We start from the raw sequence: 19,655 nt of genomic DNA, 5'->3' as shown, positions 1-19,655 counted from the left end.
TTAGAGGGGAATTAATATGATGGATGTTATTAAACAAAACAGCCAGGCGTGGGATAAGAAAGTGGAGAACGGAGCTGTTTATACGAAGTGTGTGAGTGAAGAGGTTATTCAACAAAGTAAATCAGGAGATTGGCAGATTTCAGTCACAACCGAAAAGAGTGTTCCTAAAAATTGGTTTCCTAACGAATTAGAAGGTGTGAAAATTCTATGTTTAGCTTCTGGAGGTGGTCAGCAGGCGCCGGTTCTTGCTGCAGCAGGAGCAGATGTGACCGTTATGGATTTATCGATTAAACAGTTAGAGCAAGATGAGTTTGTAGCAAAACGCGATGGATTGAAGTTTACGACTGTCCAGGGCAATATGACAGATTTGTCTTGTTTTGCAGATGAACAGTTTGATATGATTATCCACCCTGTATCCAATTTATTTATTGAAGACGTCAAACCACTGTGGAAAGAGGCGACTCGTGTTTTAAAAGAGGGTGGCGTTCTGATCGCTGGTTTTGTAAATCCACTTCTGTTCATTTTTGACGATGAGCAAGAGATGCAAGGGAATTTGGAAGTGAGGCACTCTGTTCCGTCTTCAAGCATCTCTCATTTAACCGAAGCGGAGATACTAGCATACAGACAGTCCAATGAAACAATTGAGTTCAGCCATACACTTGAAGACCAGATCCAAGGCCAGATAGACGTGGGATTTGTTATTACCGGTTTGTATGAAGATGACTTTGGGGGTCATAGGATGCTAGATTCATATATTAAAACGTTTATTGCGACAAGAGCAGTGAAAATGAGAATAGAATAGCTGAACAACAAAAATAGCTTGGAGATATCGTCCAAGCTATTTTTTACTATTAAACTGTAGTCCGAGGATGGCTAAATATTAGACTTGCGGAATTATAGTGAAAACTCGCGGGATTAAGCCAAGAACTCGCGGAATTAAGTTCGTAATTCGCGGAATTATCTCCTAAATTTCCGGAATTATTACGTGTTATACCAATGACGTATAAGTGAAGAGCCGTTTTACGAACTGATTCTTCAACTATTTTTGTGCTATCTTACGCTAAATGCTATTTTTCTTATTTTCTTCTAAAATGGCAAGCTGCTTTTTAATCTCTGACAACTCTTTCCGTATAATTTTCACCTTTTTTGAATCATCAATCCCCGTTCTTACGGCATAATGGATAATCGCAAATAACAAGAAAAATCCGGAAAGCACTAAAAAAATCTCCATATTTTTACCCCCATGAATCAGTTGATTCCCACTCTTCCCGAAGGATACCCATCCTGATGGAGTCATAGTATTCTCCGTTGTAATACCGGCACTTTCTCATCCTGCCTTCCATCGTCATGCCTAACTTTTCGCCCACTTTAATCATGCGTTCGTTGCCTGACCAAGTGGTATAACCGACACGCACTATTGGCATCGTGTTAAACAAATGGCTGATCCATAAACGGATAGCCCTTGTTCTGTAACCTCCGCTCCAGAAATGCGGGTTGTAAATGCCGATTCCCATCTCTAGCCATTTGGAAGGTTCGTGCTCCCAATAATAACTTACAGTTCCTATGAGTTCGCCGTTTACTTTAATAGCCCATCGTTTGTCTTGGTTCACGTAGTGCTCTTTGTTCCACATGAACTCATCATATGGCACGCGCTTGTGCTCAAAGTAAGGAGCGTCCCACTTTTTCCATTCTGGTGCTTCCTCTTTATAAATGAGTTCCCATAGCTTGGGAAGATCTTTTTCAGTAATGGGCCGAATGGTTAAGTTTTTATCTTGATATGACATTCAGTTCCTCCGCCTATTTTTATGAACAAATCTATATCTTTTATGATACCATTATTTGTAAAGGGAGAACGATCCATTTCACATTTTGGGGGAACAGAAAAACAATGAAACTTAAAATCATACATACGAACGATCTGCACAGTAATTTCGATAACTTTGCAAAAGCCGTAACTCTTATTAAGCAGCATAAAGACGAGCATACCCTTCTGCTTGAAGCTGGGGATTTTGCGGATTTTAAAAGTATTGAATTGCAGGGGACAAGAGGGATTGCAGCTGTTGAATTATTAGAGGCTGTTGGCTATGACGCGATAACCGTGGGCAATAACGAGATGTTTAACGGTGTGGATACACTTCAGCATATGGCTACGAAAAGCTCCGTTCCGTTTATTAGCAACAATCTTTTTAGAAGGGATACGACAAAAATTCAGGGTGTTCATCAAAGTGTTATTTTACATAAAAACGGACTGCGAATCTTGATTACAGGTGCATCGCCTGATCTTGGCGCATTTAACGAAGGACTAGGCGTACATAATGAGAATTATATTATTGCGATAGCAAATGAAATGGAAAAAAACCGCGGGAACTATGATTTGTGCATCCTGCTTAACCATGTTGGAACGGTGGCAGACCTCGATCTCGCTAAAGAAATTGATGGCATTGATGTTATCGTTTCTTCTCATGACCACCAGCTGTTTTCTGAAGCGAAAATTGTGAATGAAACATTCATCGTGAGCGCAGGGAACTATGGCGAGCACATTGGCGTGCTGGAGATTGAAGTGGACGGGGAAAGTAAGAAGCTTCTTCATTCTGCGGTCTTCAGCACGAAGGATATTGAAGCAGACAAAGAGATTACAAAAATTTTAGAAGTAAATAGAGAAAAAGCGATCGAGAAGTTGAGAAAGCCTCTTTATGCTGTGGACCAGCCCCTTTGGCACGATGTGATAGCGGAGAATCCAATCACCAACTTAATCGCAGACGGTTTGAAGGACATGATGAATACGGACTTAGGTCTAATCAACAGTGGAATCGTAAACGCTGGTGTCTTTCAATACGTGTCCGATAAAAAGTTAATTGAAGTGTGTCCTTCGCCACTTAACCCAACTTCATTCGAGATTCAAGGAAAGTACATTTGGATGGCAATTCAACAGTCACTCGACGTACAGCATTGTTTGCTTGATGGCAGGGGTCCTGGTTTTCGCGGGAAATACGTCGGAGGACTTCATGTCTCAGGTGCGACAGTCGTACATGATAGCGGACGAGTTCTTGAGATTAAATTGGGTGACACTCCGCTTGAAGAGGAAAAATGGTATACGGTGGCAACCTCTGATTATTTGCAGCGCGGATCAGGCTATCCATCTCTTGCAAACAATAAAAACGAGTTTTATCGACCAGAAGAAATAAAAGAAGTGATTAAAATCTATGCCAACAAGCAGGAGTTTGTACAACGTGCCTTTGTGACGAGATTAACAGAACATCAGCAATCTGTGGAGGTGGGAAATCTCGATGACAACTTCACAACCTATTAAAATTGTGATTGGTGCTGGCGTTTACAATAACAATCCAGGCTGGCTTCACACACAGGAAGAGGAACTGAATCTGCTTGATGAGAGCAAGTGGGAGGAAAGGTTTGAGAGAAATTCAATCTCTGCCATTCTCGCAGAGCACGTATGGGAGCATCTAACATTCGAAGAGGGAGTACAGGCTGCTAAAATTTGTTATGACTTTTTGAAACCTTCTGGCTACATTCGCTGTGCGGTTCCTGACGGTTTTTTTCGAGATGATGAGTATCAGAGCATGGTACAGATTGGTGGTCCTGGACCCCTTGATCATCCAGCTAGCAGCCATAAGATTGTTCATACTTACCAAACGTTACAGAAGCTCTTTGCGAAAGCGGGGTTTGATGTTCAGTTGTTGGAATACTTTGATGAGCATGGTGATTTTCATGATCATGAATGGGACGGAAAAGACGGTGTAATTTTCCGCTCAAAACACTACGATCCGAGAAATCAGGGCGGAAGTCTCAAGTTTCCTTCACTGATTGTGGATGCTATAAAACGCTAACTTTTACAAAAAAAACGAGCATCCTGTAACGGAAATCAACCACTTCCAAAAGCAACAAATTTTTTTCCAAATCAGCCTAAATAAAATAATGACGTTGTTCATATATGTTAACAAGGGGGGTTACGTATGGAGAAGTGTGTGTATTTCAATGATTCCTTTTTCTCTTCAGGAAGAACAGATATTTATAATGGTTCCCAAGAAAAGCTAGGTGAACTTGATTTGAAAAGTGCATTCTCTTCAAGTGTGAATGTGGAGAATGAAAAAGGAGAGGTCGTTGTTGAAGGTGCCTTTCCGTTTTTTTCGAGCAGATGGATCATCACCCAGGCTGATGGGACGGAATTGGGTGAGGTGAAGTCTTCATTTGCATTTTTTTCAAAGCGTTATCGATACTCAACCAATGACCATACGTACGAAATTGAGTCCCCTGCCTTTTCAAAAGAATACACCATCCTTGATGACAATAAGGCGGAAGTGGCGACCTTCAAAAAAGTAAGCGGCTTCTTTCAATCAGCAGCATATGAATTAATGAATCATTCGGATGTATTGCGAACAGAAGAACTGATCGCCGTTGTTATGGGCGTTAACGCGATTGAAAAACGCAAACAATCTAGTGCAGGCGGCGTGAATGGAGGGGCTTAACCTCCGCTTTATTATAAATTGATGTAAAAAAGAAGCTTTCACTCTGATGATGCGCATTTTAGAGTGATTGCTTCTTTTTTAGTCCATTATTGTACGCTCGAAAAAAACACTTTGAGGAAATGTTCGTTTTAAACGAACACATATATTTACACTTGCTCTCCCTCAACTTATTTCCAAGGTAAATAGAAATAATTCCGGGTATAGAATAAATAATTCCGCGGATAGCCTCAATATATCCGTGTATAAAATAATTTATCCGTTTTTCGACACGAATCAACAATTGCCATCGTCCTAAATAACGAGGACGAAGCGGTATAAATCATCATACAATCTCAGTCAACATTCTACTCCGTAATCCCAGCCTGAACGATTTCCACTTTTACTTTTACGTTGATTGGGATATCGGGATATTGTTTTTCCCACTGCTCAAAATTAAATCCTCTCCTTCGGCTCCGCGCCAGATCGCCTAAGCCGATGGGATCTACGTTCCACTTTTGGAGCTTATCAACCATTTTGTTAATTTTCTCACTCATTTCTTTTTCAGTTGCCCGTTCAAGCTGTTCGACAAGAGGTGGTTTACTGACAGGGATTTTCGGTGCTTCACTTATACGCCCTTTAATTTTAACCACGATGTCGATTGCAGGAGAATTTCTAACATTTTTAAAATGGTACTCTGCTTTTGACGAGATGTTTTGAATAGTGAAGAAACGATCTTTGGTAAATTTCACTTCATAAATCCCTTTTTCAAACGATTCCATCATCAGCTTAAGCATAAAGGAATCTTCAAGGTTAAGTTGACCAACCATCTTATCATCTTTTAAGATCGCGGTTCCTTTCAACCTGATACGATCGCCTTGTTTTTCTAATAACGGCAAGTTAGGATCCATTCCTTTTCCGTAAAAGGTGTACAAGAAACGGTGAAGATTGGAATCTGGGATATTAGAAAGCATATTTTGCTGTAAAAGCTGGAACAGGTATTTGGAAGGTGTTTCACTTAGTGGGTACTTCTGATCCAACAGCGGTTTCGTACTTCCCTGAACGACAGCCAAGTATAGATCACGTCCTAAAGCAGGATCACGTTGAAGGGTATCTACCAAATTATAGATTCCTTTTTCCGCTAAACGATTATCATACAATGCAACTTCTAAACGGCCGACTTGAAAAGGCTTTGGCGATTCGGCTTGTTCGAGAGCTCTCGCCATTTTACTCGTATGTGTTATTGTAGTAAACACTTGAGAAATCGGCGGTACATCTTCTCCACTTTGAGGAATGGCGACCATCGCGTTTAATTTAACTTTGTTTTTAGAGTGATAATCATAGCCGACCGCTGATACGAGCTGGATGTCTTCTAGAATTCGTTTACTCGGAAAACAACCTGTGAGTAAAACTATTGAAAAGATAATGACAAGATATTTTTTAACCATGTTTTGTTTTCCTCGCTTTTGTCAAAATAAGCTGGATCACAAAAAGGAACGGAATGTAGAAGTACAGAATGTAAAAGCCAATATTAGAAACACTGCTGTTCAGAATGTCAACCTGCTGCCGATCGATGACAAGGATACATGAAATAAAGACGACTAAAAGTAATGCTCGTAACGCACTTTTTTGTTTGATTTTATATAATCGCTGTAGTCCGCGGCTGACAGACCACAACCCGATACATATGTTGGGCAAGATAACGAAAAGCCAGAGTGCGATTCCTGCATATTCAAAACGCTGTGCAAAGGGAAGGTCCACGATTTTCCAAAGAGTGAGTGTTGCCCAGATTGTATGCTGCAGCTGCTCTTGGTTGTAATAAACAAACGAAACGAATATGGTGATAAAATAGGTGAACACCGTAAAAAGATTGCCAAAGTGTGCCCATTTTTGAGACTTTTCTGGTTGTTTCAGAAACGGCAGGTACAGTAAGATCATTTCAAATCCTAAGTAATTAAGAGTAACGCCTTTCGTTGCCGCTAAGATCTCAGTGATCGAATGATCAAAAATAGGCAAAAGATTTGTATAATGAGCATCTTTAAGAGCGTAATATTTTAATAAAAATAGAGGCAGTGTTATGAAAAATCCTAACACCGAAAGTCCAGCAACAACTCGTATACCCCCGACTACAAATGAATAGGCAAGCACCAAAAAGAGGATGGAGATTACCTCCGTCCCGAGCTCTGGGAACATCCAGATTTGAATCACTTCGATATAAGTTCTTAGAATGGTTATAACTGTTGAGATGAAATACAGCAGCAATAGAAAACTTAGCAGACCCCCAACCCATCTTCCGAACAAATTACGATGAACCCCAATAATATCAGTATTCTCTTTTAAAAGAATGCGATAAATCATCCAAATGATGATGTTGAATGATAAGCCTCCAAGCACAACTGCGATCCAGGCGTCATGACCTGCAGATTTTGCAATGTAACGCTCGAAGCCAAGGATACCGACACCAACCTGCATCGTAGTGACCAAGTAAAACACCATATAGGGTGATATCTGTTTGTTTTCACTAATCTGAGACATACATACCCCTCTTTTTTAGTCCTCTATATCATGCTTTTCATTTGCGCGCTTCTTATTCATCCTTTTTTTATCGCTAGGTCTTAATGAGTCTGGACGGTTGAATTGTGAACTGAACGGCATACGAATGAGCGCATCTTTCAAATCGTTCGTACGCAGCGGATAAAGTGGCGCTATATAAGGCCTGCCAAGTGAAGTTAATTTCAACAGATGAGCCAAGATAAAAGCAAAGCAAATTGTTACACCAAGTACACCTAAAAATTGAGCAAACAATAAAAAGGGAAAGCGCAGCAGACGGATCGTGTTACTCATCTGATAAACAGGTGTTGTAAAAGATGCGAGGGCGGCTAACGCGACAATGATCAAGAGAACATTACTCGTGAGTCCAGCTTGAACAGCAGCAGTTCCGATAACGATACCGCCTACGATCCCGATCGTCTGACCGACTTTAGTTGGCAGTCTCGCTCCTGCCTCGCGCAGCAGTTCGATTGAAAGTTCTAATACCATTGCCTCAAGGATAGGCGGAAAAGGTATATCATTTCGTGACGCCACAAGTGTCGCCAACAAATTTTCAGGAATCATCTCATAATGAAACGTTAAAACCGCGACATAAAGCGGTGTGGATAATACGGAAAACATGACTGCCATCAAACGGATCAAACGAAAAGCGGAAGCTAATACCCAGTTTAGGAAGTAGTCTTCAAAGGCTGAGAAAAACTCAACGATTGTTGTTGGTCCTGTCAGTGCATGTGGTGAACCGTCCGCCATTATTGCGACTTTTCCTTCCGCCAGTACACTCGCCACACGATCAGGACGTTCTGTGTCAATCAGCTGTGGAAAAGGTGAGTTTCCATTGTCTGAAATCATTTGGTTGATAAAAGAGCTGTCTACTACATGATCATATTCAATATCATTGACTCGTTGGATTGCCGTATTTACATTTTCACGATCAGCGATTCCATCTATGTAGATAATGGCAACTCTTGTTTTCGTGAGTTTACCAACGCGCACCTCTTTAACTATAAACTCTGGAATCGGCAGTCTTTTTCGTATGAGATTCAAGTTCGTATCGAGTGATTCTACGAATGCTTCTTTAGGACCAACTACGCTGAACTCGGTTTCTGGAATCGAAATTTGCCTATTTTCTGTTGAAAGACTGGGTATCAACAGACACTCTGTATCCTCTTTATTCATCTGTAAAAGAATAAAGCCTTCTGTTACCTTGTTTGCGATATCACGAACATCATTCGTTTTTACTATGCCATCTAAAGGCAAGTGTTTCTGTACATCATCTAGATTTTTAAGGGGAAGATCTGTGATATAAGGTAATAAATCTCGGTGAACAAATTCTGGGTTTACGAGAGTTTTATAATATGAGATATAAAATGTGCTCGCAGATGATTGTTTAACGGTTGAAAAGTCGGCAGAAGCACTTAATTTTTGCATCAACTCTTGAAAAGTTAAAGAATCTTGATTATTGGTCTGTTTTTGTTCTGGCTGTTTTTTCTTTTTCTTAAAAAAGTTCACGTGCGGCACCCACTCGTTTTTGAAGTAAGTTATTTTCCTAGCATTTCCTCTGGATTTAATAATATTCTTTGTGTGCGAGGTTGTCGGTTTTATCTCCCTTAAGAGAAAAGGTGAGTGAATTGCCATTGCTGCAACGCCAGAATTAAGAAACACAAGGAGTTCAGAATAATTCGAAAAAAGTGTTTGACATTACATGGATTTCCTGTAATAATACAAAGTAATTTGATATGAACACTCTTATTAAGAGCAGGTGGAGGGAATTAGCCCTATGAAACCCGGCAACCATTCGTACTGAATAGTCAGTATGAAAACGGTGCTAAATCTAACAGCGGTCACGCTGAGAGATGAGAGGAAATCGGATCTTTTTTCGAGAAGCCTTCTGTCTCTTTTATGAGCTCAGAAGGCTTTTTGCATGCTGCCTCTTGAAGAGTTTTTATCAAATAAAAATATAGAGAACTAGAGGATAGGGGATTAGATCATGAAAAGAATCATTCAAGTTTTACTCGCAAGTTTGGCAGTGTTTGTGTTAACAGCTTGTGGATCATCAGCAGCAAATGGCGGGGAGAAAACCGAAAAGCTCGTCGTTGGGGCATCGAACGTACCGCATGCTGAAATCTTAGAAGAAGCAAAACCGCTTTTAAAAGAAAAAGGAATTGACCTAGAAATCGTAAAATTCCAAGATTACATTCTGCCGAACAAATCACTTTATGAAAAAGAAATCGATGCGAACTACTTTCAGCACATTCCATATTTAACACAGCAGGTGAAAGACAATCCAAAGTACAAGTTTGAAAACGCAGGTGCTGTTCACCTCGAGCCGATGGGAGTATATTCGAAAAGACATAAGTCATTGAAGGATCTTCCGAATGGCGCGAAAATTATCTTAAGTAACTCAGTAGCTGAGCACGGTCGAATTCTTTCCATTTTTGAAGCAGAAGGACTAATCAAGCTTAAAGAAGGAAAAGGCTATGAAGCGCAGCTAAGCGATATTGTAGAAAATCCGAAGAACTTAGAATTTGTGGCAGACATTGACCCAGGCCTTTTAACGAAGGCATATGAACACGATGAAGGCGATGCGATTGTGATCAACACAAACTTTGCGATTGATGCTGATCTGAATCCAAAAAAAGATTCTATCGCACTAGAAGGGTCTGAATCACCATTTGCGAACATCATCACGGTTCGTGAAGGAGACAAAGATAAAAAAGCGATCAAAGCTTTGCTTGAAGTGCTTCACTCTAAAGAGATCACAGACTTTATCGACAAAGAGTATAAAGGGTCTGTACTTGCCGTTACAGAATAAGAGAAGAAGAAGCTGTCACGAAGGGGAATCGTCCTTCATGGCGGCTTCTTTTATTTGAAATTTAATTTACGCAAACGAAAGCAAGTACAATAGAAGAGTTTCCGCTAATGCTTTGCTATAATCAAATGTAATCAGACATTGCTGTGGAAGGAAGAAATGAAGTGAGAAGAAGGTATCATATGATGATTTGCCTAACGATGCTCATCGTACTTTTAACGGCATGCGGAGGACAGGGGCAAGATCAATCGAACAAACAAAAAACACAAGACAGAGTTGAACTTACCATATCAGCTGCAGCTAGTTTGCAGTATGTGTTAAATGAAATCGCAGCCGTCTATGAAAAAGAACATCCGAATGTAAAGATTACATATAACTTTGGAGCATCAGGAGCACTGCAGCAGCAGATCGCACAAGGTGCACCTGTTGATCTGTTCTTCTCAGCAGCAGAAGATAAATATGATGAACTTGTAAAAGAGGGATTCATCGAGGGAAACTCAGGAACAGATCTTTTGCGTAACGAATTGGTGCTAATCGTTTCAACCAACTCAAAAATAAATGGGTTTGGGGATTTACCGAAAGCCGACCGAATATCAATCGGAACGCCAGTGTCTGTGCCAGCTGGAACGTATGCGAAAGAAACGCTTGAAAGCTTAAATCTATGGAACGAGATCGAAAAGAAAATGGTCTATGCCAAAGATGTGCGTCAAGTATTAACCTATGTAGAAACGGGAAACGTAGACGCTGGAATTGTTTATAAAACAGATGCCGTGATCTCGGATAAAGTGAAAATTGCAGCAACCGCAAGCGAGCAAACGCATTCACCTATCGTCTACCCCGTAGGCGTAACTAAAGAAAGTTCACATCAGAAAGAAGCCAAGGAGTTTTATGAATTTCTGAAAAAAGAAGAGTCGATCAAAGTCTTTGAAGACAATGGTTTTAAGCGGGTAGAAAATTAGATGGCTATCGACTTTTGGTCACCAGTCAAACTGTCGTTAGGAATTGCACTAGTTGCGGCAATCCTCGTAATCGCTGCAGGCTTATTTTTTGGACGGATGATGGCTCACAAAAAATTTAAAGGGAAATCTATTGTTGAAACGTTCTTTTTACTGCCTTTAGTGCTGCCGCCTACGGTAGTTGGTTTTCTTCTGATTGTTTTATTCGGGAGAAATGGTCCAGGCGGGCAACTCATACAATGGTTATTTCACCAACCAATCATGTTTACATGGTGGGCCGCAGTAATCGCGTCTTCGGTTGTTGCATTTCCTCTCATGTATCAATCGGCAAAATCGGGTTTCGAGTCCATTGACGGAGATATTGAGAATGCGGCACGTGTAGATGGAGCGAATGAATGGCATGTTTTTATGAGGATATCCATTCCTTTAGCACTTAGGGCCATCGTATCCGGTGCCATATTAAGTTTTGCCCGAGCTTTGGGAGAATTCGGTGCAACACTCATGTTTGCGGGGAATATACCCGGAAAAACGCAAACGGTATCTACCGCAATCTACATGGCGATCGACTCTGGCAACATGGATCTCGCCTGGATGTGGGTAGCGAGTGTTGTTGGAATTTCTTTCTTAATGTTAATTGCTGTAAATCGAGTAAGGGCTTGATTCTCTATTGTTGCTCACTTAATACCTCTATCGCTACTGCATACTTGCTTCTAGGCAGGTAGGCTAGCTTTAGAGGTTTATTTTTATACTTCTCTATAAAACTGGATCTTAGAATAGATTGTTGAGCAAAATGAAGAGTTGTTCCCTGTATTGTAATGGTTGCCACATAATCTCTGCCGTTTTTCGAACCATCGTACGTAATATTAGAGGGTATACCTTCAACACTTTGAAATTTCTCATGATCATAAGCTGTTTTATCTCTAAAAAGCTGAACAGCGGTATGGGCAAAAACAATTGAACAAATGAGCGTACCAGCAATCAGTAAAGGAACGAAAATCTTTTCAATCACTTTCTCCATCTTATAATGAACTAGGAAGATGGACATAAAAAGTGAAAAGATCGACCCTCCTAGCCAGTAAAGGCCTTCAGATAATACGAGGTGCTCATGATATATAGAATTCGACAAAAATAAACTAACTATCGCAACAATCATTAGAAAAAGCATCGTTATAAGAGTAATTGTCTTTGGAGTACGAAAGCTTCTTGTTCTTGTCATACTTCGCTTTCTTGCCTTTTCCATGTTTTATCACTCCTTATCTTGAATATATTCGTTCCAGAATTCGCCCTATTCCTTTTAAAAAAAATCAAAGGATATAACAAAAACGTGACGAATAGCTGTATAAATCATTAAAGGGGAACCGTTATTTATGAAACTATCTCGTTCGCAAAATGCAGCTATCCAGTTCTTTGAGGAATATGCTAAAAACCATAAAGATGAAGCATGTGAGTCAATCAAACACATTCTAAAGATGGCGAATATCCCAGTCCAATTATATGAAGACGCTGTTTTGAAAATAAAAAAGAATGCAAGAATCGCTCTCCACTTTCATCCAGATCGGCCAAACTCAAGTTTGAAAATGGTTGCTGAAGCTTTACTGCTCGACGGTGTTTATAAAAGTCAGTTTGAAACGCTGCTTTCGAACGGAAGCGTTTCAGCATACCCTGGCGGATTGCGTGATACGTGGGAAGAAAGAATTTTTGGAGGAGCGTATCAATTGGAAGGGACGACCAATAGCCATCGTCCGAAATACGGCGCTTTGAATCTGATGCTACATCCAGACGGTCCAGCTCCTCGTTTTGGTTCGTGTTATTTTCTGCTTTCTCCTCAAGTCTCCAAACGCTCAACGTTCACGTATTTGGACTCTCATCAAGATCCTGTTGAAAAGGGAACGCTGACTGAGTTTGATATGATTATGTCCGCTTTGTTGGTTGAAATTTTCACAAGGGATTTTGCCATTGGTGAAAGGAATCTAACACCAGGAAAACTAATCAATCATCTTCAATCCAACCTAGATAAGGCAGTACTTGATCCATCAAAGCAACAGGTGATTCGTAATCTTAATCATTATATTGAAGCTCAAGTTCATGGTGACATTTCTTTAAAGGAAGATGTTGAAGTTCTTGTTGCAGATCCATCTTTTAAGGAAACGAGGGTTGGGAAAACATTGGAACAACTTTGTTCTAAATATGCAATCAATCTCTATTGGCATATGGGATTCGAGCTAACGGCAGACGAAGTACCGCCTGATTTTAGAGGTCCGACTATGCCTTCTTTAGCAAAACGGATCGCAAAAAATAATGTGATTGATGCCAGTGTTGTCGGTAGTGCCGTTATGGACTTGAAGCGGAATCCAGACGCTTGGAGCGACCTAGGAACATATAGTGAAGCCCTTCAGGAATTGAAATTGCTTTGGCACGTTTTAGTGAAGTATGGAAAACCACATCATAATGGTGACAAGACAAAATGGGCAACTTAACAACAGAGAATCTAAAAAACTATCTTGCATTTACCATGTAACTTTGTTAATATCGTTTCAACGCTAACGATTATGAAAACTTTAAGGAGTGGTTAGCATCTATTCTTTTGATGAGTTCGGTGAATTATTGCCGGAAGAAAAGGATACCATCAACAAATTAGCGAAGGCGCCCATCGAGTCACTCCACTTGGACGCTATAACTGTCGTAACTAATCTCTACCGAGCGGCACAAGGATTGCGGAATAAGATGGAGCGGGAAGTTTTAGCAAAACACGGTCTATCGTGGACGTCATTTTCCATTTTGTATGACCTTTGGATCTGGGAATCGGTCGAGACGAAAAAGCTCGCAATGTCAGCTGGTGTTTCGAAAGCAACCATAAGCAACATTACGAATACATTAGAAAGAAAACAGCTTTGCTATCGAAAAGTGGATAATCGCGACAGGCGTATCACGTGTGTGGTGCTGACCGATCAAGGCAGAAAAGTGATGGAGGAGCTGTATCCTCAGTTTCATCAAGGTGAGGTTGAAGTGGTATCTTCATTGTCAGTTGAAGAGCAAAAAGTAATATCAGGCTTGCTTAGACGAGTCATCCGAGAAAATAATTTCTAATTTTATATAAAAATGCAATGACAGGAAACGCAGTAGCAATGATCTCCCTGTAATCAGAGAGCCGGTGGATGGTGCGAACCGGCACAAAGATCATGTGAATTACATTTCCAGGAGCTTTCTTTGTTTTTGACTGTTCAGGTCAGATGCAAAGGACGGGAAACCGTTATTTTTTTAAGCGGAAGAATGTTACGTTCTTCAATTAGGGTGGTACCGCGTGTAAAAGTTAGACCACGTCCCTTAGTTTTAGGGATGTGGTCTTTTTGTTTTGCTGTAAAACACTAGACGAATTTAATCTAACCACTAGGAAAAGCTGTGCATGAACGTTGCTTGAGTGAAGTAATACTGGTATGCGGGAGAGTGAGGACTGATTTTTGTTGGGGGTGGGGGTATAGGGTTGGTCGATATTTGTCGAGTTTTATCGACTCGCGGATAAATGAGCAAAACTCGCGGGATTATAGCCAAAACTCGCCGGAATAATTCCAAAATTTCCAGGATTATTTCCAAAATTTCTAGAATTAGTGGATTAGATACCCCGCCTAGTATAAGGGGAGATCCTTTTTTATAGCTTAAACTGCACCTATTTTGGCTTTTTTCTAAAAATTATTTCTCTCATACGCCTCAAAACAACTTAAAAGGTAATCATCCTCTTAAAAGAGCAACAAAATTTTTCAAAAATAGCCTTTAAATTTAAAAGGAGGAAATCAAATGAGTCAGGTTATGGAACTATTAACAGAGAATCAAAGAAATGAAGTGAAGAGGCAGTTGGCGCTCTATAGCCAAGGTGTTCAGGAGATTATTCCTGCTGAAGATTTAGAAACAAAAGTGGCGAAATCGATTCTTGAAAATCGCCCGTTGAAAATAAAGCTCGGTCTAGATCCGTCAGCGCCAGATGTACATCTCGGTCATACGGTTGTACTGAATAAACTCAGACAGTTTCAAGAGAACGGCCATATCATCCAGCTTATCATTGGTGATTTTACCGGAAAGATTGGCGATCCGACAGGGAAGTCTGTTGCGCGTAAACAGCTTACAACCGAAGAAGTGGAGCATAACGCGAAGACATACTTCGAACAGTTCGGTAAAATCGTGGACATGGAAAAAGTTGAACTTCATTACAACTCGAAATGGCTGTCACAGCTTAACTTTGAAGATGTTATTAACCTTGCAGGAAAAATAACGGTGGCACGGCTTTTGGAGCGTGATGATTTCGATAAGCGAATCTCAACAGGTAAGCCGATCTCGCTGCATGAGTTCTTTTACCCACTTATGCAAGGCTACGATTCCGTTATGCTGGAGTGTGATATCGAGCTTGGCGGAACGGATCAGCAGTTTAACATTTTAATGGGAAGACACTACCAAGAAAAGTTCGGCAAAGAAAAACAAGTTGCGATGTTGATGCCTCTCTTAGAAGGATTAGATGGCGTTGAAAAGATGTCGAAGTCTAAAAAGAACTACATTGGTATAGATGAAGCACCGCAAGAAATGTACGGCAAGTCGATGTCGATACCAGATTCACTCATGACAAAGTACTTTGAACTTGTAACGAATTTTACACCTGAAGACCTCCAGCGTTTGAAAGATGATATCGAGAATGAAAAAATACACCCTCGCGATGCAAAAATGCTTTTAGCCAAAACAATTGTGAAGATGTACCATGGGGAGAAAGCAGCAGATGCGGCAGAACAGCAGTTTATTAACGTGTTTCAGCAAGGAACCCTGCCGGATGAGATTCCAGTGATGAAGTGGGAGGGTGCAGAGAAAGTATCGGTTATTGACCTGATTGTTGAACTGAAGATGCTTCCGTCAAAAAGTGAGGCTCGCAGAATGATTGGCAACCGTGGTGTTAAAATTAATGGTGAAAAAGTGGAAGATACGAATCTGCTGATTCAAGTGGAGGAAGGCATGATTGTTCAAGTAGGTAAGCGGAAATTTGTGAAGATTAAAATATAGAGTAAAGCTTGCAGGACTTTAAAAACGACCATAAAATTGTGGTCGTTTTCCTGTAAGTCCTGTATATCACTCATAATAGTTATATACTCACTGCTGGCTCCATCACTGTGAGCGAACGGTTATACGTATTCATGGTCACATTTACACCGAGGGGTACTGCTGCTTTATAAAAGCCATGTGAACTTGTAAGGTTTGTCATCAATGGTTTTCCAAGTGGAACGAGAAATTCATCAATTATGTTTTCGTACGTTTTCCCATAAGCAGGTTGGCATTCTGTACATTCACCCATAATGATTCCGATACAATCATCAAATTTACCTGCGAGCTTCAGGTGATTCAAATATCGAAAAATCGTATTAACCGGTTCATGTGTATCTTCAAGAAATAATATCTTTCCCTTCGTATCAATTTCATAAGGTGTGCCTAAACTGCCTACAAATGATGTAAGGTTCCCGCCAACAATCTGCCCCGTAACATTACCCTGAACTTTACTTACAAGGGGAATTCCTGGAGGATTATTAATGGACCACGGTGTTGTTAATTGAGTAATGCTATTGAAGAATTGGTTATAGTTGTAAGGTGGCGTTCCTTGGCGGAAATCTAAAAGCATTAGGCTTTGAAACGTAACAAGATCTGCAAATTGATAGAGGACATTCAGTAAAATGGTAATATCACTATAACCTGAAACGATCTTTGGATTGTTCTTTATGATGTTGAAGTCCAGGTAGGGGAGAATGCTCGCTACTCCCACACCACCTCTAGTAGGCAGAATTAATTTCACTTGCTGATTTTTAAACATGTTCATTAAATCTGTGGCCTGCTGCTGCGGCGTTCCTGCTAAAAAACCGTTAGCGGCATATACATAATCGCCTATGACGACTTTAAACCCCATGTTTTTTAATGTATTGATTCCTTCATTAATAATGTTCGCTTCTAGCGGGCTTCCTAATGTTACAATTCCGATTGTGTCACCCCGCTGCAATTGACGTGGTTTTATTGCCATTACATACAGCTCCCTCCATCGAACCCAAAACCCTCATAGCAAGTATATTTTGCAGAAGAGGAAGGTATGAAAAAAACGTCCAGATAGAGTTTCTGAACGTTTTCGTGTGAGCTTTTATCAGTAAGGCTTAGGCTGATAAAAATAATTCGGCTTTACGACTTCATTTTTATAAGGCTTATGGAAGATATGGGTAGTGGCCGGGGACATTGGAGGAATAAGCCAGGCCCAGTTTCCCGTAACTTTACGGCCGCTCTCTGATTCTTTTTCCTCAAACTTCTTAAACTGCTGTGCTGCCGTATGATGGTCGACGATACTAACGCCGTCTTCTCTGAACGAATGCAGCACGGCAATATTCAGTTCCACGAGTGCTTTATCTTTCCAAAGAGAAATAGAGCTTTTCGTATCTAGCCCCATGAGTGATGCAATCTGCGGCAGCATGTTGTACCGGTCTTCATCTGCTAAGTTACGAGCGCCAATTTCCGTTCCCATATACCATCCGTTAAAAGGAGCTGCTGTATAGTGAATGCCTCCAATTTCAAGTTTCATATCAGAAATGAAAGGAACACCGTACCATTTCAGCTGCAGATCTTGAAACCATTCATATTCCGGATGGCGAATATCCACTTCTAGAGTAACCGCGTCAAGCAGTTCAAAGAATTTAGGAGTATCGTTGTTTAGTTGGATAACGATTGGGAGAATATCAAATTGTCCGTATTTAGGCTCCCACCCTAATTCGATACATTTTTTCGTAAATTCGATGGATGCTGGATCACCAACTACGCCATCTTCTAACAGATACCCCGCGTAACGAATCATCTGATGGTTCCAGATACGAACTCGCTGATTATCTGTTTGTGGTGAAAAAATCGTGATGGTTGGACGAATGCGCCCATGATTCGTTGCATACTTCATGTGCTCGATAATCGCTTGAAAGATGTCTTCTTCTGTTTCCAGATGTCGTTTATCAAATGTATGCATCTGATCCCAAAAGAGTCTTCCGATACAGCGATTGCTGTTCCGCCAAGCGACTTTCGCTCCATACTCTATTTCGAAAGATGTGTGTTTGTATGTGCCTTGTTCATGGATCTCGCTCGTAATCTCGTTGATTCGATTCTCTATTTCTTCTTGTGTTTTATTTAACTCCTGGTAGCAGCAAGTAATGAATTCCGTTGCTTCTTGTAAAAGATTGGTTTCCAAAGTAAAGCCCCCAACAAAATAAGTGTATTACTATAATAGCCGAGTTTTTGAGGAAATACCGCTTGGAAGTGTTACAAAATAAGTACATGACCTTTTGGAGGAATGAAGATTGAGAGCTCCGTACCAAGTTTTGGTTATACCTTTTCGAATAAGAAAAAACCGTGTTGAATATGCCATTTTAAAAAGAGCCGATCTTAACTATTGGCAAGGAATTGCTGGTGGTGGGGAAGGAGGAGAAACGCCTGTTGAAGCAGCAAGACGTGAAGCATTGGAAGAAGCAGGTTTAAGTTCATCGTGCAACCTCATCCAGCTAGATACAGTGACATCGCTGCCAGTTGAACATGTTGTCGGTCATTATTTATGGGGTGAGGACGTATATGTTATTCCTGAATACTCATTTGGTATGGAAGTGTTGAATGATGAGTTAACGCTCTCGAGGGAGCACTCCACATACAAATGGGTGGGTTATGAGGAAGCATTGATTGAACTTAAATGGGATAGCAACAAAACGGCACTGTGGGAACTAAATGAAAGAATAAACAATCAGAACACAAAAAAGGAAATTAATGCTAATATGAATACAAAATAAAAGAGTGAGGGTTTAGCCATGACGAATCAGAGCTGTTTAATTTGTGAGCGTATTAAAATGATTGAAAATAAAAAAAATCCCTATTTTGTTGCTGAATTAGAAACAGGGTATGTGGTTATTGGAGATCATCAATATTTTAAGGGATACAGCCTTTTTTTATCTAAACAACATAAGACAGAGCTTCATTTTTTAGAGAACCCCGTGAAAAATAAGTTTTTGATAGAAATGAGTCAAGTGGCTGAAGCCGTTTATATAGCCTTTGATGTTGAGAAGTTAAACTATGAATTACTCGGGAATGGAGATTCGCATCTGCACTGGCATCTGTTTCCCCGAAGAAAGAATGATTCACCTGTAAAAGGTCCTGTCTGGTGGGTAAATCGTGAGGAGATGTTTTCAGAGGAAGTAAAGCCTTCTAGCGAAGAACTGGAAGAGATGAAAATGAAATTATACGATGAATTGATAAAAATTACTTCTATTAAAAAAAGTTTCAAAGAAAGGTCTAGCGTTTGATGATAGATTTCCTTTCCATTGAAACCGAACGATTGATTTTAAGAGAAGTAACACTTGAAGATGCAGAAGACATGCTTAGTTATTTGTCTGACCCTGAGGTAGTAAAACATATGGGACTCGAACCTTACGAAACTGTTAAAGACGTTCATAGTGAAATTCAGTGGTATCAAACCATTGTAAAAGAAGGATCAGGTATGAGATGGGGGATTACATTAAGAAATTCAGGTAATGTAATCGGAAGTTGTGGTTTCCTCAATAGAGCACCTAAGCATTTTCGAGCTGAAGTGGGATTTGAACTGAGTAAGCAGTACTGGGGAAAAGGAATAGCCGCGGAAGCGTTAGAAGCTGTCATAAAGTTTGGATTTGAACACTTGCAGCTAGAACGGATCGAAGCGCTCATTGAACCTGCAAATACTTCATCTCAAAAGCTGGTAGAGAAAACTAGCTTCATGAGAGAAGGATTGCTTAGACACTATGAATATACGTGCGGGAAGTTCGATGATCTTTTAATATACTCCATTTTAAAAGGCGATCTTACATAAAA

At 40.3% G+C, this 19,655-nt stretch carries 21 protein-coding genes, 1 riboswitch and 1 other annotated feature; of the genes, 13 read left to right on the top strand and 8 right to left on the bottom strand.

From position 1 onward, the window contains the following. The first annotated feature begins 19 nt into the window (after positions 1–19). On the top strand, positions 20–802 hold the full coding sequence (locus QUF49_RS14165) for a class I SAM-dependent methyltransferase (protein WP_289497665.1): 783 nt from the start codon (positions 20–22) through the stop codon (positions 800–802). 258 nt (positions 803–1,060) lie between these two features. Here QUF49_RS14165 and QUF49_RS14160 read toward each other — a convergent pair whose 3' ends face one another. Together QUF49_RS14160 and QUF49_RS14155 are read right to left on the bottom strand one after the other, a co-directional pair. Beyond that, positions 1,061–1,231 carry a hypothetical protein gene (locus QUF49_RS14160; RefSeq protein WP_289496277.1) on the bottom strand — a complete coding sequence of 57 codons (171 nt, stop codon included), beginning with the start codon at positions 1,229–1,231 and terminating at the stop codon, positions 1,061–1,063. A 4-nt stretch (positions 1,232–1,235) separates the two neighbouring features. Continuing rightward, on the bottom strand, positions 1,236–1,784 hold the full coding sequence (locus QUF49_RS14155) for a GNAT family N-acetyltransferase (RefSeq protein WP_289496276.1): 549 nt from the start codon (positions 1,782–1,784) through the stop codon (positions 1,236–1,238). Positions 1,785–1,888: 104 nt separating this feature from the next. Here QUF49_RS14155 and QUF49_RS14150 point away from each other — a divergent pair, with 104 nt between their 5' ends. From QUF49_RS14150 to QUF49_RS14140, 3 genes are all read left to right on the top strand, one after another. After that, positions 1,889–3,310: a bifunctional metallophosphatase/5'-nucleotidase gene (locus QUF49_RS14150; protein WP_289496275.1), complete on the top strand. Its 1,422-nt coding sequence runs from the start codon at positions 1,889–1,891 to the stop codon at positions 3,308–3,310. Beyond that, entirely contained in the window at positions 3,288–3,845 is a 558-nt protein-coding gene (locus QUF49_RS14145) for a class I SAM-dependent methyltransferase (protein ID WP_289496274.1), read from the top strand. Before QUF49_RS14150 ends, QUF49_RS14145 begins: the two co-directional genes overlap by 23 nt. A 126-nt stretch (positions 3,846–3,971) precedes the next feature. After that, positions 3,972–4,484 carry a hypothetical protein gene (locus QUF49_RS14140; RefSeq protein WP_289496273.1) on the top strand — a complete coding sequence of 171 codons (513 nt, stop codon included), beginning with the start codon at positions 3,972–3,974 and terminating at the stop codon, positions 4,482–4,484. A gap of 344 nt (positions 4,485–4,828) precedes the next feature. Here QUF49_RS14140 and QUF49_RS14135 read toward each other — a convergent pair whose 3' ends face one another. The 3 genes from QUF49_RS14135 to QUF49_RS14125 are packed head-to-tail and all read right to left on the bottom strand — an operon-like array spanning position 4,829 to position 8,519. Beyond that, complete coding sequence (locus tag QUF49_RS14135; RefSeq protein ID WP_289496272.1) at positions 4,829–5,908, bottom strand: Ger(x)C family spore germination protein; 1,080 nt, start codon at positions 5,906–5,908, stop codon at positions 4,829–4,831. Continuing rightward, on the bottom strand, positions 5,901–6,995 hold the full coding sequence (locus QUF49_RS14130) for a GerAB/ArcD/ProY family transporter (RefSeq protein ID WP_289496271.1): 1,095 nt from the start codon (positions 6,993–6,995) through the stop codon (positions 5,901–5,903). Before QUF49_RS14130 ends, QUF49_RS14135 begins: the two co-directional genes overlap by 8 nt. Positions 6,996–7,010: 15 nt before the next feature. Beyond that, positions 7,011–8,519 carry a spore germination protein gene (locus QUF49_RS14125; RefSeq protein ID WP_425590469.1) on the bottom strand — a complete coding sequence of 503 codons (1,509 nt, stop codon included), beginning with the start codon at positions 8,517–8,519 and terminating at the stop codon, positions 7,011–7,013. A gap of 234 nt (positions 8,520–8,753) precedes the next feature. Beyond that, positions 8,754–8,870: riboswitch (SAM riboswitch) on the top strand. 127 nt (positions 8,871–8,997) lie between these two features. Here QUF49_RS14125 and QUF49_RS14120 point away from each other — a divergent pair. From QUF49_RS14120 to modB, 3 genes are all read left to right on the top strand, one after another. Next, on the top strand, positions 8,998–9,822 hold the full coding sequence (locus QUF49_RS14120) for a MetQ/NlpA family ABC transporter substrate-binding protein (RefSeq protein ID WP_289496269.1): 825 nt from the start codon (positions 8,998–9,000) through the stop codon (positions 9,820–9,822). A gap of 161 nt (positions 9,823–9,983) precedes the next feature. Further along, entirely contained in the window at positions 9,984–10,778 is a 795-nt protein-coding gene (gene modA, locus QUF49_RS14115) for a molybdate ABC transporter substrate-binding protein (protein ID WP_425590499.1), read from the top strand. Then, entirely contained in the window at positions 10,779–11,435 is a 657-nt protein-coding gene (modB, locus tag QUF49_RS14110) for a molybdate ABC transporter permease subunit (RefSeq protein WP_289496267.1), read from the top strand. It begins immediately after the preceding gene. A 4-nt stretch (positions 11,436–11,439) separates the two neighbouring features. Here the strand turns inward: modB and QUF49_RS14105 are convergent, their stop codons facing one another. After that, positions 11,440–12,015: a hypothetical protein gene (locus tag QUF49_RS14105; protein ID WP_289496266.1), complete on the bottom strand. Its 576-nt coding sequence runs from the start codon at positions 12,013–12,015 to the stop codon at positions 11,440–11,442. Between the two features lie 127 nt (positions 12,016–12,142). On the opposite strand from QUF49_RS14105, the gene QUF49_RS14100 reads away from it, so the two are divergent. From QUF49_RS14100 to tyrS, 3 genes are all read left to right on the top strand, one after another. Next, entirely contained in the window at positions 12,143–13,252 is a 1,110-nt protein-coding gene (locus tag QUF49_RS14100; protein ID WP_289496265.1) for a DUF3626 domain-containing protein, read from the top strand. Between the two features lie 97 nt (positions 13,253–13,349). Next, positions 13,350–13,862 carry a MarR family transcriptional regulator gene (locus QUF49_RS14095; RefSeq protein ID WP_289497663.1) on the top strand — a complete coding sequence of 171 codons (513 nt, stop codon included), beginning with the start codon at positions 13,350–13,352 and terminating at the stop codon, positions 13,860–13,862. An 8-nt stretch (positions 13,863–13,870) separates the two neighbouring features. Then, positions 13,871–14,103, top strand: a binding site (T-box leader). Between the two features lie 464 nt (positions 14,104–14,567). Then, positions 14,568–15,812: a tyrosine--tRNA ligase gene (gene tyrS, locus QUF49_RS14090; protein ID WP_289496264.1), complete on the top strand. Its 1,245-nt coding sequence runs from the start codon at positions 14,568–14,570 to the stop codon at positions 15,810–15,812. 79 nt (positions 15,813–15,891) lie between these two features. Here the strand turns inward: tyrS and QUF49_RS14085 are convergent, their stop codons facing one another. Further along, positions 15,892–16,815 (bottom strand): S66 peptidase family protein, encoded by a 924-nt coding sequence (locus tag QUF49_RS14085; protein ID WP_289496262.1) that lies wholly within the window; start codon positions 16,813–16,815, stop codon positions 15,892–15,894. A gap of 117 nt (positions 16,816–16,932) precedes the next feature. Further along, positions 16,933–18,012, bottom strand: a complete 1,080-nt coding sequence (locus tag QUF49_RS14080) for a nitric oxide synthase oxygenase (protein WP_289496261.1) — start codon at positions 18,010–18,012, stop codon at positions 16,933–16,935. A gap of 109 nt (positions 18,013–18,121) precedes the next feature. Between QUF49_RS14080 and QUF49_RS14075 the strand changes: the two genes are divergently transcribed. The 3 genes from QUF49_RS14075 to QUF49_RS14065 are packed head-to-tail and all read left to right on the top strand — an operon-like array spanning position 18,122 to position 19,653. Beyond that, positions 18,122–18,601: an NUDIX hydrolase gene (locus tag QUF49_RS14075; RefSeq protein WP_289496260.1), complete on the top strand. Its 480-nt coding sequence runs from the start codon at positions 18,122–18,124 to the stop codon at positions 18,599–18,601. A 57-nt stretch (positions 18,602–18,658) separates the two neighbouring features. Further along, the gene (locus QUF49_RS14070; protein ID WP_289496259.1) at positions 18,659–19,111 is read left to right on the top strand and encodes an HIT family protein; all 453 of its coding nucleotides are present in this window, start codon (positions 18,659–18,661) and stop codon (positions 19,109–19,111) included. Next, positions 19,111–19,653 carry a GNAT family N-acetyltransferase gene (locus tag QUF49_RS14065; protein ID WP_289497662.1) on the top strand — a complete coding sequence of 181 codons (543 nt, stop codon included), beginning with the start codon at positions 19,111–19,113 and terminating at the stop codon, positions 19,651–19,653. The genes QUF49_RS14070 and QUF49_RS14065 overlap by 1 nt, the downstream gene beginning before the upstream one ends. Positions 19,654–19,655: the final 2 nt, after the last annotated feature.

It is taken from the genome of Fictibacillus sp. b24, from assembly GCF_030348825.1.
In the GTDB taxonomy this organism is placed as follows: Bacteria; Bacillota; Bacilli; order Bacillales; family Fictibacillaceae; genus Fictibacillus.
The sequence above is the reverse complement of the archived record's forward strand: the minus strand, read 5'-3'. Positions and strand labels throughout refer to the sequence as shown.

Bases quoted from the DNA above. Each gene is read 5' to 3' on its own strand.
- QUF49_RS14145 (WP_289496274.1), top strand. From the start codon at position 3,288: ATGACAACTTCACAACCTATTAAAATTGTGATTGGTGCTGGCGTTTAC.
- QUF49_RS14165 (WP_289497665.1), top strand. From the start codon at position 20: ATGGATGTTATTAAACAAAACAGCCAGGCGTGGGATAAGAAAGTGGAG.
- QUF49_RS14155 (WP_289496276.1), bottom strand. From the start codon at position 1,784: ATGTCATATCAAGATAAAAACTTAACCATTCGGCCCATTACTGAAAAA.
- modB (WP_289496267.1), top strand. From the start codon at position 10,779: ATGGCTATCGACTTTTGGTCACCAGTCAAACTGTCGTTAGGAATTGCA.
- QUF49_RS14135 (WP_289496272.1), bottom strand. From the start codon at position 5,908: ATGGTTAAAAAATATCTTGTCATTATCTTTTCAATAGTTTTACTCACA.
- QUF49_RS14160 (WP_289496277.1), bottom strand. From the start codon at position 1,231: ATGGAGATTTTTTTAGTGCTTTCCGGATTTTTCTTGTTATTTGCGATT.
- QUF49_RS14070 (WP_289496259.1), top strand. From the start codon at position 18,659: ATGATTGAAAATAAAAAAAATCCCTATTTTGTTGCTGAATTAGAAACA.
- QUF49_RS14100 (WP_289496265.1), top strand. From the start codon at position 12,143: ATGAAACTATCTCGTTCGCAAAATGCAGCTATCCAGTTCTTTGAGGAA.
- QUF49_RS14120 (WP_289496269.1), top strand. From the start codon at position 8,998: ATGAAAAGAATCATTCAAGTTTTACTCGCAAGTTTGGCAGTGTTTGTG.
- QUF49_RS14065 (WP_289497662.1), top strand. From the start codon at position 19,111: ATGATAGATTTCCTTTCCATTGAAACCGAACGATTGATTTTAAGAGAA.
- QUF49_RS14105 (WP_289496266.1), bottom strand. From the start codon at position 12,015: ATGGAAAAGGCAAGAAAGCGAAGTATGACAAGAACAAGAAGCTTTCGT.
- QUF49_RS14150 (WP_289496275.1), top strand. From the start codon at position 1,889: ATGAAACTTAAAATCATACATACGAACGATCTGCACAGTAATTTCGAT.
- QUF49_RS14130 (WP_289496271.1), bottom strand. From the start codon at position 6,995: ATGTCTCAGATTAGTGAAAACAAACAGATATCACCCTATATGGTGTTT.
- QUF49_RS14140 (WP_289496273.1), top strand. From the start codon at position 3,972: ATGGAGAAGTGTGTGTATTTCAATGATTCCTTTTTCTCTTCAGGAAGA.
- tyrS (WP_289496264.1), top strand. From the start codon at position 14,568: ATGAGTCAGGTTATGGAACTATTAACAGAGAATCAAAGAAATGAAGTG.
- QUF49_RS14085 (WP_289496262.1), bottom strand. From the start codon at position 16,815: ATGGCAATAAAACCACGTCAATTGCAGCGGGGTGACACAATCGGAATT.